Annotated in this window: 12 protein-coding genes and 2 pseudogenes; 8 read left to right on the top strand and 6 right to left on the bottom strand. The window is 61.9% G+C overall.

The features are described 5' to 3' along the window. Positions 1–42 precede the first annotated feature (42 nt). Together HX868_RS16985 and HX868_RS31030 are read left to right on the top strand one after the other, a co-directional pair. Positions 43–2,196 carry a TonB-dependent siderophore receptor gene (locus tag HX868_RS16985; RefSeq protein ID WP_095016417.1) on the top strand — a complete coding sequence of 718 codons (2,154 nt, stop codon included), beginning with the start codon at positions 43–45 and terminating at the stop codon, positions 2,194–2,196. A gap of 167 nt (positions 2,197–2,363) precedes the next feature. Further along, on the top strand, positions 2,364–3,857 hold the full coding sequence (locus tag HX868_RS31030; protein ID WP_177003665.1) for a methyl-accepting chemotaxis protein: 1,494 nt from the start codon (positions 2,364–2,366) through the stop codon (positions 3,855–3,857). Here the strand turns inward: HX868_RS31030 and HX868_RS16975 are convergent. Further along, on the bottom strand, positions 3,854–4,618 hold the full coding sequence (locus HX868_RS16975) for a sulfite exporter TauE/SafE family protein (protein WP_177003664.1): 765 nt from the start codon (positions 4,616–4,618) through the stop codon (positions 3,854–3,856). The genes HX868_RS31030 and HX868_RS16975 overlap by 4 nt on opposite strands. 85 nt (positions 4,619–4,703) lie before the next feature. Between HX868_RS16975 and pdxR the strand changes: the two genes are divergently transcribed. After that, on the top strand, positions 4,704–6,179 hold the full coding sequence (gene pdxR, locus HX868_RS16970) for a MocR-like pyridoxine biosynthesis transcription factor PdxR (protein ID WP_177003663.1): 1,476 nt from the start codon (positions 4,704–4,706) through the stop codon (positions 6,177–6,179). Here pdxR and HX868_RS31260 read toward each other — a convergent pair. Continuing rightward, positions 6,163–6,827: pseudogene (locus HX868_RS31260) on the bottom strand (TIGR02466 family protein). The gene pdxR and the pseudogene HX868_RS31260 overlap by 17 nt on opposite strands. Positions 6,828–7,071: 244 nt before the next feature. Here HX868_RS31260 and HX868_RS16960 point away from each other — a divergent pair. Further along, entirely contained in the window at positions 7,072–8,409 is a 1,338-nt protein-coding gene (locus HX868_RS16960) for an MFS transporter (protein ID WP_177003662.1), read from the top strand. Positions 8,410–8,480: 71 nt separating this feature from the next. Next, on the top strand, positions 8,481–8,933 hold the full coding sequence (locus HX868_RS16955) for a thiol-disulfide oxidoreductase DCC family protein (RefSeq protein WP_177003661.1): 453 nt from the start codon (positions 8,481–8,483) through the stop codon (positions 8,931–8,933). A 19-nt stretch (positions 8,934–8,952) separates the two neighbouring features. Here the strand turns inward: HX868_RS16955 and HX868_RS16950 are convergent, their stop codons facing one another. Next, positions 8,953–10,119, bottom strand: a complete 1,167-nt coding sequence (locus HX868_RS16950; protein WP_177003660.1) for an MFS transporter — start codon at positions 10,117–10,119, stop codon at positions 8,953–8,955. 94 nt (positions 10,120–10,213) lie between these two features. Here HX868_RS16950 and HX868_RS16945 point away from each other — a divergent pair, with 94 nt between their 5' ends. Beyond that, positions 10,214–11,107, top strand: coding sequence for a LysR family transcriptional regulator (locus HX868_RS16945; protein ID WP_177004052.1), 894 nt, complete (start codon positions 10,214–10,216; stop codon positions 11,105–11,107). Between the two features lie 22 nt (positions 11,108–11,129). Here HX868_RS16945 and HX868_RS16940 read toward each other — a convergent pair whose 3' ends face one another. After that, positions 11,130–12,026 (bottom strand): LysR family transcriptional regulator, encoded by an 897-nt coding sequence (locus HX868_RS16940; RefSeq protein WP_177003659.1) that lies wholly within the window; start codon positions 12,024–12,026, stop codon positions 11,130–11,132. 152 nt (positions 12,027–12,178) lie between these two features. On the opposite strand from HX868_RS16940, the gene HX868_RS16935 reads away from it, so the two are divergent. Continuing rightward, the gene (locus HX868_RS16935) at positions 12,179–12,832 is read left to right on the top strand and encodes a hydrolase (protein WP_095016424.1); all 654 of its coding nucleotides are present in this window, start codon (positions 12,179–12,181) and stop codon (positions 12,830–12,832) included. A gap of 35 nt (positions 12,833–12,867) precedes the next feature. On the opposite strand, the gene HX868_RS16930 is transcribed toward HX868_RS16935, so the two are convergent. Then, complete coding sequence (locus HX868_RS16930; protein WP_343048254.1) at positions 12,868–13,644, bottom strand: NAD(P)-binding domain-containing protein; 777 nt, start codon at positions 13,642–13,644, stop codon at positions 12,868–12,870. A gap of 117 nt (positions 13,645–13,761) precedes the next feature. On the opposite strand from HX868_RS16930, the gene HX868_RS16925 reads away from it, so the two are divergent. Next, the gene (locus HX868_RS16925) at positions 13,762–14,118 is read left to right on the top strand and encodes a VOC family protein (RefSeq protein WP_033896551.1); all 357 of its coding nucleotides are present in this window, start codon (positions 13,762–13,764) and stop codon (positions 14,116–14,118) included. Between the two features lie 52 nt (positions 14,119–14,170). Here HX868_RS16925 and HX868_RS16920 read toward each other — a convergent pair. After that, positions 14,171–15,181, bottom strand: a pseudogene (locus HX868_RS16920) (zinc-dependent alcohol dehydrogenase family protein). Positions 15,182–15,270 lie beyond the last annotated feature (89 nt).

Genomic DNA, 15,270 nt, shown 5'->3' with positions numbered 1-15,270 from the left:
TTTATTATTCGCCATGGACGGCATTCGGGGAGAGTCAGTTCCATGTCTGTGCAACAACACGGCGGCAAAGGTTTTTCACCCAGTCTGATGGCGTTGGCCGTCTGCCTTGCGAGTTCAACGGCGGCCTTTGCCGCTGAGGCGGAAAAAGCCGCCCCACTGGAGCTGGGTGCCACCCAGATCAGCACGGAACAACTGGGCCAGACCACCGAAGGCACCCAGTCCTACACCACCGGCGAGATGGCGACCGCCACCAAACTCCCGCTGACCATGCGTGAAACACCCCAGGCCGTCACGGTCATCACCCGCCAGCGCATGGACGACCAGGCCATGACCAGCGTCAACGACGTGGTCAAGAACACCCCCGGCCTGTTCCTCAGCCAATCCAGCGGTCCTGGCCGTCAAACGTACAGCTCGCGTGGCTTCGACATCGACAACATGATGTTCGACGGCATTCCCAGTTCCTATTCCGGCTACGCCAACAGCGTGCAGCCCAACCTGGCGATGTTCGACCGTGTGGAGGTGATTCGCGGCGCAACCGGGCTGGTCACTGGCGCCGGCAACCCTTCGGCGGCGATCAACTTTGTGCGCAAGCGCCCGACCGCCACGCCGCAGGTATCGATCACCGGTGCCGCCGGCAGCTGGGACGATTATCGCGGCGAATTCGACGCCTCCAGCGCCTTGAATGACAGCGGCACCCTGCGTGGCCGCGTCGTCGGCTCCTACCGCGACGCCAACAGTTTCCGCAAAGGCGAAGAAAGCGACCACGGCCTGTTCTACGCCATCGGCGAAGCTGACCTCAGCGAAAACACCACCGCCACCCTGGGTTTCTCGCGCCAGGAAGACCAGACCAACTTCTTCTGGGGCGGCCTGCCCATCGGCACCGACGGTCATCACCTGAACCTGCCCCGCTCCACCAACCCCGGCTCCGACTGGGAAAACAAGAAGCTGACCATCGACACCGTCTTCGGTGATATCGAACATCGCTTCGCCAACGACTGGAAGCTGCACATCGCGGGCTCGTCCTCACAGTTGGATGGCGTGTTCACCGGCACCTACCAGTCGCGCTACCAGACCACACTGGCGCGCACCGCCTATCAATCGCACCAGGACGACAAACAGTACGGCCTGGACACGTTCCTCAGCGGCCCGGTCGAAGCGTTCGGGCGCACCCATGAAGTGGTGGTCGGCACCAGCAAGCGCATCTACGACGCCACGTCCAAGGAATACAGCCCCTACGACACCAATTACCCGCTCAACGGGGCAAAACCGGACTTCGTACGTGACGGCAAAGGCCACAGCATCACCACCCAGGATGGCGTTTACCTGACCACCCGCCTGAACCTCGCAGACCCGCTCAAGGTGATCCTCGGCGCGCGCGTAGACTGGTATGACTACGATGACCGCCAAGGCGACGGCGACTACAAAGTCACCCGTAACCTCACGCGCTACGCCGGTGTGATCTACGACCTGAACGACCAGTACTCCGTCTACGCGAGCTACACCGACATCTTTACACCGCAGACCAGCCGCGACTTCTCGGACAAGCCGCTGAAGCCTATCGTCGGTGAAAACTATGAAGTCGGTATCAAGGGCGAATACTTCAACGGCGCGCTCAACGCCAGCCTGGCGGTGTTCCAGATCGACCAGAAAAACCGTGCGACCCTGCCCGAGAGCCAAGCCGGTTGCCCGATCATGGCCTGCTACGAAGCCTCCGGCCTGGTACGTAGCCAAGGCATAGACCTTGAGCTGCAAGGTGCACTCACCGAAAACTGGCAGGTCGGCGGCGGGTTCACCTACACCCGCGCGCATTACATCAAGGACACCAAACCAGCCAACAACAACCAGCGTTTCGACACCGACACCCCGGAACGCTTGTTCAAGCTCACCACCTCTTACCGCTTCCAGGGCCCACTGGAAAAACTGCGCATCGGTGGCAACGTCTACTGGCAGAGCCGCATGTACAACGATGTGGTGCTTGCCAACAGCAATACCTATCGCCTGGAACAAGGCAGTTATGCCGTTGCCGACGTGATGGCCGGTTACCAGGTGAACAAACACCTGGACCTGCAGTTGAACGTGAACAACATTTTCGACCGCACCTACTACTCAGCCATCGCCACCAGCCCGATCTGGGGTTCGACCGACACCTACGGCAACCCGCGCAGCTTTGGTGTCACAGCCAAATACAGCTTCTGATCGTGATCCGATCAACGGCTACCCGCCAGGGTAGCCGTTCCTCAAGTCCCGCCCCCTCATGCCGATAACCGTTTGGCATCACTGAATCCAATAAAAACCAAAAACACCTGATTCGCTCCACCCTGCCCCTCATTTTGATTCGGCCAGACCACAGGGAGTAAGTGTGCATGCCCACCCGCGCGCGTTTTTTCGAGCACTACCGTAAAGCCGACCGCATCATGCTGGCGTTGATCTGGTTGATGTTCCTGTTCTCCCTGGGCTTGGCGTTCTGGCACGACACCTTGATGCAAGCCGCCGTAATCGGCGGCGGCACCAGCGTGGTGCTCACGGCGCTGTACCGTGCCATAGGCGGCACCCGCGTGATGCGTTGCGCCCTCGGCGCGGGCCTGATGGTCATGGCGGCACTGCACATCAACCAGGCCCAGGGCGTGATCGAATCGCACTTCGGGATCTTCGCGCTGTTGGCGGTGCTGACGTTTTATCGTGACTGGCTGCCGATCCTGGTCGCCGCCGCCACCATCGCCGTGCATCACGTGGTGTTCCATGCCCTGCAACACCAAGGCTTTCCGGTGTTTGTGATGGAACATCATGGCGGCTGGACCATGGTGTTCGTCCATGCGTTCTACGTGGTGATGGAAACCGTCGCGCTGCTCTACCTTGCCGTGCACAGCCAGGCCGAAGCGGTCGAGAGCCAGGAAATGCTGGAGAAGATGCTCGCAGTCACGTCCCAATTCAGCGCGCAAACCACCCAAGGCGAAGGCAAGGTGCATGTGTCGTTGGCCAAGCGCTTCGACCACTTCCTGCAACAGATCACGCACCTGATCGACGGCGTCGCCCGCGACTCCCACGGCCTCGGCCAACTCGGCCAGGAACTGGCCAGCGCCAGCGGTACCCTGGAAAAAGGCGCGCGGCACCAATTGGCCGAGATCACCCAAATGACCGGCTCGATGCAGCGCATGGAAGACGCCATGGGCCACATCACCGTGCACGTCGAGCAAGCGGTGGACCACGCCGGCAAGGCCAGCCAACAGATCCTGCGCGGCCAGGAAAGCGTCAGCCGTGCCCAGCAGGAAATCACGCAGTTGGCCGCCCGCCTCAACGGCACCCACGAAACCGTGCAGGGCCTGGCCGTGCAAGCCGAGCAGATCGGCACCGTGCTCGAAGTGATCAACAGCATCGCCAACCAGACCAACCTGCTCGCCCTCAACGCGGCCATCGAGGCCGCCCGCGCCGGCGAGCAAGGCCGAGGCTTTGCCGTGGTCGCCGACGAAGTGCGCAGCCTCGCGCAGCGCACGGCAGTGTCCACCCAGGAAATCAAGACCATCATCGAAGGCCTGCAACACGGCAGCCGCCAAGCGGTGGAAGCCATGCACGACAGCCGTCAAGGCGTGGAGCGCTGCGTGGAAGACAGCCAGGTGGCCGTCGACATGCTGCGCGCGGTGGGTAGCGACATTGCGCACATCGACGATCTGAATGGCCGGATCGTGACCACCACTCGTGAGCAGACCAGCGCGAACCTGGAGATTGTCGGGCGGTTGCAGTCGGTGCAGAGCATTGCGCAAAGCACCGCCAACGATGTCGAAACCCTGGCGCGCAGCAGTGAGCAGCTACCGCCGATTGCAGTGCGGCTGGATGCGTTGGGACGCAGGTTTCACCCCTAGGCCCAGTAGCCCCCAATCCCGTCCCACAACAGCTTCATCGCCGTGATAATCAGCAAGCCATAGCAGGCGCGATAGAGCTGGCGCTGATCCAACCGCGCATGCAGCCGCCAGCCCAGCCACACGCCACTGGGCACGGCGAACAAACAGATAAGCGCCAGGCCCAACACGCTGCCGGTCGGCCTGGCGAGGATCAACCAGGGGATCGCCTTGAGTACATTGCCCACGGTGAAAAACAGGCTGGTGGTTCCGGCGTAAACCTGTTTGCTCAGGCCCAGTGGCAGCAAGTACATCGCCAACGGTGGCCCACCGGAATGCGCAACCATGGTGGTGATTCCCGAGGTAATCCCAGCGGCCACGGCCTTCGGTGTTGAACGCGGCTTCACACTGACATTTCCCCCGGCCCTGAACCACAGGCCGACAAACACCAGCGTGACCACCGCCATCACGATGGCAATCGCCCGGTGATCCAGTACGCGAAAAAGCAGGTAGCCAACGCCAATCCCGACCACCAACCCAGGTACGAGTAACCTGAGGTCGGGCTTTGACCAGGTCGACGGTTTCCAATAGCGCAGGCCGAACAGGTCCATGGCGATGAACAACGGCGCCAGCAAGCCGCCGGCAGTGATCGGGTCCATCACCAGCGACAGCAGCGGTATACCGACGATGGCAAAGCCGCCGCCAAAGGCGCCTTTCATAAAGCAGATCAAAAAGACCCCGGCAAAGGTCACCAGGATCGTCGTGGTTGTCAGCTCAAGTTCCATGGAGTGCATTCATTTCGCAGAGAAGAGACGTCATAATCTCGCGCATCACCGGCACCGCAAAAAGTACCAGTTTTGAGGTTTTTCCATGGGCCAGTTATCGAACCCCAGGCGCGGCGCGGAACGCCGTCTCTACACCCAGCTGCGAGCGCAGATAGAGGACGGCACCCTGGCGCCCGACGCCAAGCTGCCCTCCACCCGCGCCCTGGCGGAGACGCTTGGGGTCTCACGCACCACGGTCACCGCCGCCTACGAGCAATTGGCTGCGGAAGGGTTTGTGGTGACCGCGGTGGGCAAGGCCGCCAAGGTCGCAGCCCTTGCCGTTGCGCTGCCTGTCGTTGGCACCGTGCCCCCCGACAGCCCGCCACCCGCATTGTCGCGCTATGGGCAGCGGGTTGCCGCTCTCACGCCCTATCACATGGTTTCTCCCACCGCGCGTATCGACTTCCGATACGGAGCGGTGGCATCGCGGGACTTTCCGGCACTGGGCTGGAACCGCGCCTATCGAGCCGAACTGATCAAGCGCCAACCTACCCGGCCTTACGGCCAGCCCGAAGGCGAAGCCGCTTTGCGCCAGGCGCTGCAAGGCTACCTGCGCCGCGCCCGTGGCTTGACCTGCGATACCGAGCAACTACTGGTGGTGCACGGCTCCCAGCAAGGGCTCGACCTGTGTGCCCGCTTGTTGCTCAACCCTGACGACGCCTTCATCTTCGAAGACCCAGGCTACCGCATGGCCCGCTATTGCTTCGAGGCCACCGGCGCAACGGCCTTGCCCATCCCGGTGGATGCATCCGGTTTGCAGACACAACAGTTGCCGGATGACCCGCGCGCACGGTTGGCCTACGTCACTCCGTCGCACCAATTCCCCATGGGCGCCGTGCTGTCCATCGTGCGACGCGTCGAACTGCTGAACTGGGCAAGCCGTCATGGTGCCTGGATCATCGAAGACGATTACGGTGGCGAGTTCCGTTACGGCCAGCGTCCCATCGACGCCTTGCAATCGATGGATGCCGAGGCCCGCGTGATCTACGTCGGCACCTTCTCCAAGGCGCTTTCGCCGCAACTGAGGTTGGGTTACCTGGTACTGCCGCGCGAACTGGTGGGCGTGTTTCGCGAGGCCAAGCGGTTGACCGATCGCAACGAAACCCGCTGGGAGCAAAACGTGCTTGCCTCGTTGATCGACAGCGGCGCCTACGAGCGCCACCTACGCCGCTTGCGCCGTGACAACGAAGGCCGTCGAAAGGCACTGCTGGATGCCGTCGACCACCACCTACCGGGCCTGGGAAAACTGGAGGGCATGGCCGCCGGGTTGCATGGCGTCTTGTTGTTGCCCGACCTGCATGCGCGGGATGAACACGCATTGCAAGCGATGGCGCTTGAGCGCGGGATCGGTGTTTATCCGCTATCACCCCTGTTCACTACGCCGGGTGAACGACCGGCAAGCCTGATACTCGGCTATGCCGGGCTTACCGTGCAGCAGATTGATGAAGGCATCCGGATACTTGCGCAAGTGATTCGGGAGGTCATGGGGGCAGCCCGCCCGCCTCTCATACCCCAAAGTTGAACGCGATGGAGATCCGCGGCCGCGTCCCCTCAAAGCGTCGTACCGAGTGCATCAACCAGGACGGAAACATGATCAATGTCCCGCTGCTGGCAACGCAGGTGCTGCTGAACCCGGCGGTCAGGCAATCCTCGACCCGCATGCGCAAGGCGGGATTGTAGGTCGAGGCCACCATGCCGCGTGGATCAACGAATTCCAGGTCGCCGCCGACGGCGGCATCCTCTTCACGACCACCCGCATCGACCCAGTAAACGCCCGACCAAAATGCGCCAGGGTGTCCATGCAGCGCATTGCTGTGGCCCGCCTGGTTCACATTGGCCACGCGTTGAGTTTCCACTCGAAACCGGGCACGGTTAATCCGACGCCTTCGTGATGAACCGCGGTCAGTTCAGTGGCGAACTGTGTGGCGAATGTCACCAACGCGCTGCAGGCGTCTCCACCCCACGCCTGAAAATCGTTCGCGGACTGCCAGCCGCCATCGTTGCTGCGCTGGGCGCCGTTCTGATCCTGCGCCATGCGCTGGGTGATGAGCGCTTTGAGCTCGGCGTTGAGCGTGTCGGCATTCGGGTATTGGATGCTGGCCAAAGGCGTTGTGAACAGCCGCCGGATGTGGATCAGCTCCGGATTCAACAGATTGTCGCTCGACTGCATGGGGTACTCATCATGTTTACCAGTAGCCACAAACCCTACCGGCATCATCGATTCGGCGGTGTAAACCATTGTTAAAGTCTTAACCACAGTTGCGCACAAGCGCCTTGCCTCACCTGGCCCAATTCCTGCCCCCCCCAACACGACCAAGTCGCTGCTGACTACGCGGACGACTCTTTTGGACCCCGTCGCCCAACCCCCTGCCCCGATAATCAGTCATCCCCGCACCTATCCCGAGGCCTCCCCCATGACGAGCCCATCCACCGAACAGGTCAGCCCCCAGACTTTGCGAAAGGTCATTATCGCCGCCGGCATCGGCAACTTTGTCGAGTGGTTCGACTTCGCCGTCTACGGTTTCCTCGCCACCACCATCGCCCAGCAATTCTTCCCCAGTGGTGACGCCAGCGCGGCATTGCTCAAGACCTTCGCCGTGTTTGCCGTGGCGTTTGCCTTCCGGCCACTGGGCGGGATTTTCTTCGGCATGCTCGGCGACCGCATCGGCCGCAAACGCACGCTGGCCATGACCATTCTGTTGATGGCCGGCGCCACCACCCTGATCGGCCTGCTGCCGACCTACGCCGCCATCGGCGTTGCGGCGCCGATCCTGTTGTCGCTGATTCGCTGCGCCCAAGGGTTCTCCGCCGGGGGCGAATACGCCGGGGCCTGTGCCTATCTGATGGAGCACGCGCCCAGTGACAAGCGCGCGTGGTACGGCAGCTTCGTGCCGGTGTCGACGTTTTCCGCATTCGCCGCCGCCGCGGTGGTGGCGTATGCGCTGGAAGCGTCGTTGTCCGCAGAAGCCATGGGCAGTTGGGGCTGGCGCCTGCCGTTCCTGATCGCCGCGCCGCTCGGCCTGGTGGGGCTTTACCTGCGCTGGAAGCTGGACGAGACGCCCGCCTTCCAGGCCGTGAAGGAAGAACACACGGTGGCCCACTCCCCCCTCAAGGAAACCCTGCGCAACCATGGTGCGGCGATCTGCTGCCTGGGCGCTTTTGTGTCACTGACGGCGCTGTCGTTTTATATGTTCACCACGTATTTTGCGACCTATCTGCAAGTGGCGGGCGGCTTGAGTCGGGCGATGGCGTTGCTGGTGTCGCTGATTGCGCTGATCTTCGCGGCGGCGATCTGCCCACTGGCGGGGTTGTATTCGGATCGAGTCGGCCGTCGTGTCACCGTGATGACCGCCTGTGTGTTGTTGATGGTGGTCGTGTATCCGTCGTTCCTGATGGCCAGCTCCGGCTCGTTCGCGGCCTCCATCGTCGGCGTGATGCTGTTGGCAGTAGGGGCCGTGCTGTGTGGCGTGGTCACGGCCGCCTTGTTGTCGGAAACCTTTCCGACCCGCACGCGCTACACCGCCTCGGCGATCACCTACAACCTGGCCTACACGATCTTCGGCGGCACCGCGCCGTTGATGGCGACCTGGTTGATCAGCACCACGGGCAGCAATCTGTCACCGGCGTTTTACCTGATTGCCGTCGCGTTGCTGGCGTTGGCGGGTGGGTTGGCGTTGCCGGAGACGTCGCGGATTTCCTTGCATGACGTGGGGCCGGAGGACAAAAGCACCGCACCGTTGCTGTCAAGGTAAACGGCGCGAGGGTGGAAGCCGCTGAACGCAGGTATGATCCAGGCCAGACCGGCCCGATTGGACCCACCCTCATGCCCGTATCCCAAACCCGCCCTTCCCCCGCGCCGTTGCTCAAACCTGGCGAAACCGTGGTGCTGTTCGACGGCGTGTGCAAGCTGTGCAATGGTTGGGCGAGGTTCCTGATCCGTCATGACCGCCAACAACGCATACGCTTGGCGGCGGTGCAATCCCCCGAGGGCCAGGCGTTGCTGGCTTGGGCGGGGTTGCCCCTGGATCAGTTCGATACCCTGGCGGTCATTCGTAACCACCACTACTGGATGCGTTCGAACGCCGTGTTCGAAATCATTGCGCAACTGCCTGCCGCGTGGCGTCCATTGCTGCTGTTGCGCATCATCCCGCGCGGGCTGCGGGATTGGGCTTACGACCGCATCGCACGCAATCGCTATCGGATTTTCGGGCGGTACGACACGTGTCTGTTGCCGCATCCAGACCATGAGCAGCGTTTTCTGAAGGCGCCGCAGTGAACCCTTTGGTCCGCATCTGCTAAACCGCCGCAGCCATGCGAGTTCTGGAACTCCAGGCGAAGCTCACGACCATCAACAGCCCCAAACCTGCCATCGCCGCGCCGGCCAGGGAAATCGCCGGATAGCCCAGCCCTGCGTTGATCACGGCGCCACCTACTGCGGCGCCAATCGCGTTACCGAAGTTGAAGGCGCCGATGTTTACGGCCGAGGCCAGGTTCGGCGCATCCTTGGCCGCTTCCATCACACGCATCTGCAACGGTGGCACGACGGCGAAGCTGGCGATGCCCCAGATGAGGATGCTCACCGCAGCCGGTATCGGCCAGCGCATCAGGAATGCAAAGGCCAGCAGGACCAGGATCAGTGCGCTCAACGAGACGATCAGGGTCCGGTCAATCGAACGGTCTGCCGCCTTGCCGCCCCACATATTGCCCAGGGTCAACCCGACGCCGAACAACACCAGCATGGCGGTAATAAATGGCGTAGACGCATGGGTCTCGTTGCTCAGGATCGGCGCGATATAGGTAAACACGGTGAACATTGCCCCCGAACCCACCACGGTCAGGGCCAGCGCCGCCAGTACCGAACCGCGCCCCAGCACCTTGATCTCGGCCAGCACACCGTCGCTTTTCGGCAGCGGCAAGTTAGGCAGCGCGAACCACAACGCGACCATGGTCACCAGGCCCAATCCACCAATGCCCCAGAACGCCGTACGCCAGCCAAGCAGTTCACCAAACCAGGTCGCCAGTGGCACGCCACCAATGGTCGCCAGGGTCAGGCCCATAAACATCGCGGCGACGGCGCCGGCACGCTTGTCCGGCGCGACCACACTGGCCGCGACGATGGAACCGACGCCAAAAAACGCGCCGTGGTTGAGTGAAGTGATGACGCGGGCGATCAATAGGTCGTAATAGCCGGTTGCAAGCGCCGACATCACGTTACCCAGGGTGAAAATGGCCATAAGCCCGACCAGCAAGTGACGACGGGGAATCTTGCCGGTGGTCAAGATCATCAGTGGCGCGCCGAGCAATACCCCCAGGGCGTAGGCGCTGACCAACAGCCCCGCAGTGGGAATCGAAACGCCAAGGTCATTGGCGATGGTGGGCAACATGCCCATGGGCGCGAACTCAGTGACGCCAATGCCAAAGGCACCGACGGCAAGGGCTACAAGGGGTGGATTGATACGCATGGAAGACTCCTCATTTATGCCGCAAATGCTACGATCAACGCTTTAACGGCACTAGACCGTTTAAATGGCAATCACCTTTGCGCGCGAGGCAAAAATGGACTTCAACGGCAGGTCGGGCGAAATGGCGGTATTCGCGATGGTGGCGCAGGAAGGCAGCCTGTCGGCGGCGGCGCGGGCATTACGATTGACGCCCTCGGCCGTCAGCCGCGTTATCGCACGCACGGAACAGCGCCTGGGCACTCGCCTGTTGATTCGCACGACCCGCGCCCTCGCCTTCACAGCCGAAGGCGAGGCGTACCTTCGCGGCGCCCGGCGCATCCTGGCCGACATGGACGAAGTCGAGGAAGCCATCGCCGACCAGGGCGCGCCCAAAGGCCGGCTGCGGATCAGTGCGGCCCTGGGCCACGGGCGCATGGCCATCGTGCCGTTGGTGGCGGCGTTCAGCGCCCGCTACCCGAACATTGTGGTCGACCTGACCTTGGGCGACGAAGTGGTCGATATCCTCGGCGGCCAGGCTGACGTGGCGATCCGCTTTGGCGACCTGCCAGACAGCCCGCTGACAGCGCGCCGCATCGGTGACACCGGCCAGGCGCTGGTGGCGTCGCCTGCGTACCTCCAGCAACACGGCACACCGCTCGAACCGAACGACTTGCTGCGACACAACTGCCTGCGGTTCAACTTCCGCCGTGCCCAATCCGACTGGCCCTTCGCCCGTGACGGCCGGGAATTTTCTTTGAAGATAAACGGCAATATCGAATGCAGCAGTGGCGAAGCGCTCGCTCAACTGGCGCGGTTAGGCGCCGGTATCGCACGCATCGGCGAGTTCACGGTGGCAGAAGACTTGCAACGCGGTGACCTGGTGCGCCTGCTGGAATCCTGGAACCCCGGCGACAGGGAGCCGATCCATGTGGTGTTTGTCGGGGGCGCGAGCATGCCGGCGCGGATCCGCGTGTTTGTGGACTTCTTGCTGGAACATCACCGGCTGTAAACCACGCCTGGCTCCAGAGTCTTCACCTGGCAACATCCCCCGCAAAGTGCGGAGACGTACCGAAATACTCGATCAGGAGTTCGGTAAGAATCCGAATCTTCCGGGCGGGATGCAGACCTGCCGGCCGGACCATGTAGGCACCTGCCGGAGGGGGTGGATACGCCGTCATGATCGGCACCAGCGCACCGCTGGCCAGGCTGTCGTGGGTGAGGCAATCGGGCAGGTACACGATCCCCAGCCCGGCTACGGCGGCAGCCACCAACGCCACACCGCTGTCCGCCTTGAAGCGCCCCTGGGGACGCACCGCAACGACCTTGTCGCCATCCAGAAATTGCCAGGCTTCGGTGCTCTGCATCAGGGCTTGATGGGCGATCAACTCCTCCGGCTTCTGCGGCGCACCATGGGCCTTGATATACCCTGGACTCGCAACCAGTTTGCCCTTGATCAGGCCAATGCAGCGTGCAATCAAGTTGGAGTCCTGCAGGTAGCCGACCCGTATCGCACAGTCATAACCCTCTGCGATGAGGTCAACAAAACGATCGCTGTAGCAGGTCTGGATATGCAGTTGCGGGTGTCGGCGGGCCATTTCCGCCAGTACGGGGGCAAAATGGGTGGGGCCGAAAGACAGCGGCGCGGCCACTCGCAGGCGGCCTCGCAACGCTCCGGCGGGCAGGATCGCTTCCCTGGCGACGTCCATTTCCGCGCAGACCCTGGCGGCATAGTCGCGAAACGTAGCGCCGGCCTCAGTCAGCGCGGCGCCGCGCGTAGACCGGGCCAGCAACTGCACGCCAAGTTCTGCTTCCAGGCGCGCCAACCTGCGACTGACGATTGACTTGGACACACCAAGCCTCACCGCAGCAGGCGAAACGCCCCCCGCATCGGCAACCTCCACGAAGGTCTGAAGTTCTTCGATATCCAAATCAGTGTTCCCCTTTGAGCGACACAGCTAACCACCGCACGCGACTACCGCAATGAGTGAGAGAAAAGCACAGTGCTGTCCACAAGCAATGCGGCGACCTGCGCACTGCTTGATAGCTGATCCCGCTCACAACGACAACAAAGGATGTATGAATGACTTTTCGTAACGGCATTGACTCGCTGCTTCGCCCGGAAGATTCGGTACTCGTTCTGATTGACCATCAGCCTTACCAACTCACCAACCTGAACAGTCATGAGCCGCAGATGGTGGTCAACAATGCCACGGCGCTAGCCAAAGCCGCCAAGGCCTTCAACGTACCCACCATCCTGACCAGCGTAATCGCCGAACGTGGCGGTTTCATCTTCCCGCAAATCACCGATGTGTTTCCCGGCCAAACGGTCATCGACCGTACGCTCATCAACACCTGGGAAGACCAGAACGTCGTGGACGCGGTAAAAGCCACTGGCCGCAAGCAACTGGTCATCGCGGGCCTGTGGACTGAAATCTGCGTGGCCATGCCGGTGATCCAAGCCCTCGGCGAAGGCTGGGACGTGACCGTGATCACCGACGCATCGGGCGCTGTTTCCGTCGAGGCCCATCAGGTTGCCATCCAGCGCATGATTGCAGCCGGCGCGAACATGATGACCTGGCTGGCGATTGCCGCCGAATGGCAGCGCGACTGGGCGCGCAGCGAGACTGCCGGCGCACTGACCGAGGTGCTTCAGCAGCATGCTGCCGGTAGCGGCATTGCGTACCTGTGGGAGCAGCAATTGCTCAACACACCCGTGCCGGCTGTCGCGGGGTAATTAGAACGGGGATGAAGAGACGCTGACACGAGGCTTCATTCCCGCTCACTCCCCCTGTGCAGCCGCTCAAGCACCCCATCCGCCGCCGCCCTCCATGCCTGGGACGCCCCCTTATTCCTGAGCACCTCCAACCCGGCTGCCGTAAAGGTGCCGGGCGTGGCAATAGCGCTACCCAACGCTTCCAGACTCACGGATGGCTGGTGGCGGACGCTGGCCAGGCAGTCTTGCAGGTTGCCCATCACCAGTTGGGCGGCCTGGTCTTTGGACAGGCCTTTGTCGGTGAACCACTGCTGAAGATCGCTCAGGAAGAAATAGAACCAACCGTTCATGCAGGCCGCGACGGTGGCCAGTTCGAACGCCTCTTCCTCGTCCAACACAACCAATGATCCAAGCGCGCCCAGCAGCGTTGCGTGGGGTTCGCCGCCTGGTGTGACGACCACGGTTGTCTGGTTGATCTGCGCGGCATAGGACAGCATGGCGCGCACCACGCGCGCCTGCGGGAAGCGACGTTGCAACTCCGCCAGCTGCAATCCAGCCACCAACGACACCAGCGTTTGCTCAGGTCTGAGCTGCACTTCATCTGAAAGCTGATCGACCACCTCCGGGCGCACGCCCAACACCAACAAGTCCGCCCCATCGACAACCTCTTGATTGTCGGCCATCACGTCACAGTCCCACTGTTCAGCGAGTTGCTGCGCACGTTCGTGGTTACGCGGAGACAGCAAGACCCGCCCGTCAAACCCGCTACGCCGCAGGCCGATCACTACCTTCTCCGTCAGCTCACCGACGCCCAGGATTCCAATCTTCAGCACGCTGTCCACTCCGGTCAGTTCTGTAGTCGGGTGCATCATAGGCACGATTGCCGTCTTCATGCAGGCTGGCGTTCACGCTACACTCGCCGCTCGAAAGGATCAGCCAGGAAGGCAAGCATGAGCACTCAAGGTAAAGACCGGCAAATCGACAACATCGAATTCAACGTCAGCGATATTGCCCGCAGCAAAACATTCTACGGCGGCGCGTTCGGTTGGACGTTTGTCGATTACGGCCCCACATACACCGAGTTCAGCGATGGGCGTCTGACAGGCGGGTTCACCACGGGGGAGCCGGTTCGGCCGGGTGGGCCGTTAGTTATTTTGTACGCCGATGATCTCGATGCCACGCAGCAGCGACTCAAAGCCCTGGGGGCTGTCATCACCCGCGAGACATTTTCATTCCCGGGTGGACGCAGGTTCCACTTCACCGATCCGGATGGCTATGAACTGGCGGTTTGGAACGCTGATCAATAGGTCTCTTTGCGACATCGGGGCGGCGCTCTCGGCTACCGCCCCTTCTCCCCTATCAATCGACCTTGATGACGACCTTCCCGAACGCACCTTTCGCCAGATGCTCATAGGCTTCACGCGCTTTTTCGAACGGGTACACCTTATCGATCACGGGACGAATACCATGTCGTTCAAGGAACACATTCATCTGGTCGAAGGATGAGCGTGGCGCCACGGCAATACCGCGAAGGGTGGTCTGACGGAAGATAAGCGGCATCAGGTTGAGTTCCACGGTCTACCCCGTCAAAAAGCCGATCTGTGCAATACGTCCGGAGGCCTTGGTTGCTGCGACCGATTGGTTGATGCCGCTGCCACCGGCCACATCGAGCAGCAGATCGACGCCTTTGCCGTCAGTGAGTCCAAGCACCTCATCCGCCCAGTTCGGCGAGGTTCGGTAATTGATGCCGGCGACCGCGCCCAAACGTTTTACCGCTTGAAGATTCTCGTCACTGCTCGACGTTGCGATCACTTTCGCCCCCAGCGCTGTTGCGATCTGCACCGCAAATATGGACACGCCCCCGGTACCCTGGACCAACACAGTTTGACCCGGCTGGATGTGCCCGAAGTCGACCAGCGAGTACCACGCGGTCAGTGCCGCGATGGGCAGTGTGGCCGCCTCTTCGTCAGTCATGTTGGCGGGTGCGGCCACGGCGCTGTCCTCGTGGATGATCATGTATTCAGCCAAGCCGCCAGGCAATGGCGAGCCGAAGCAGTAGTCCGGCTCGTTTGGCCCTGGCTCGCCATCCAGCCAGCGCGAGTAAAGGTGCGAGTTGACCCGATCGCCAACGTTGAAGCGCGTAACACCATCACCGACTGCGACCACGGTGCCGGCCGCGTCGCTGACCGGGATCAGCAGTTTGGGCACCTTGTGCGGCTCGTAGATACCATCAACGATGGCCTTGTCGCGAAAGTTCAGCGACACCGCGCCAACCTTGACCAGAAGCTCGCCCGCCTTGGGTTGAGGGGTCGCTACCTCTGCGAGTTGCAGGTTGTCCAATCCGAAATCTTTTAACTGCCAGGCTCTCATGATGAATCTCCCACTCCATTTAATGGTTGCCAACCGAAGCCGGTTCGCCTTTGACACATCTTTCGTGATTAGAGGCGCGCAATAAATGC

This window comes from Pseudomonas reactans (assembly GCF_013385825.1).
Lineage (GTDB): Bacteria > Pseudomonadota > Gammaproteobacteria > Pseudomonadales > Pseudomonadaceae > Aquipseudomonas > Aquipseudomonas reactans.
This window is presented reverse-complemented; position numbering and strand designations above follow the sequence as displayed.

Excerpts from the sequence above, each read along its gene's own strand:
- HX868_RS16975 (WP_177003664.1), bottom strand. The coding sequence starts at position 4,618 with ATGGAACTTGAGCTGACAACCACGACGATCCTGGTGACCTTTGCCGGG.
- HX868_RS16955 (WP_177003661.1), top strand. The coding sequence starts at position 8,481 with ATGCCCGTATCCCAAACCCGCCCTTCCCCCGCGCCGTTGCTCAAACCT.
- HX868_RS16950 (WP_177003660.1), bottom strand. The coding sequence starts at position 10,119 with ATGCGTATCAATCCACCCCTTGTAGCCCTTGCCGTCGGTGCCTTTGGC.
- HX868_RS16960 (WP_177003662.1), top strand. The coding sequence starts at position 7,072 with ATGACGAGCCCATCCACCGAACAGGTCAGCCCCCAGACTTTGCGAAAG.
- HX868_RS16945 (WP_177004052.1), top strand. The coding sequence starts at position 10,214 with ATGGACTTCAACGGCAGGTCGGGCGAAATGGCGGTATTCGCGATGGTG.
- HX868_RS16935 (WP_095016424.1), top strand. The coding sequence starts at position 12,179 with ATGACTTTTCGTAACGGCATTGACTCGCTGCTTCGCCCGGAAGATTCG.
- HX868_RS31030 (WP_177003665.1), top strand. The coding sequence starts at position 2,364 with ATGCCCACCCGCGCGCGTTTTTTCGAGCACTACCGTAAAGCCGACCGC.
- HX868_RS16925 (WP_033896551.1), top strand. The coding sequence starts at position 13,762 with ATGAGCACTCAAGGTAAAGACCGGCAAATCGACAACATCGAATTCAAC.
- pdxR (WP_177003663.1), top strand. The coding sequence starts at position 4,704 with ATGGGCCAGTTATCGAACCCCAGGCGCGGCGCGGAACGCCGTCTCTAC.
- HX868_RS16985 (WP_095016417.1), top strand. The coding sequence starts at position 43 with ATGTCTGTGCAACAACACGGCGGCAAAGGTTTTTCACCCAGTCTGATG.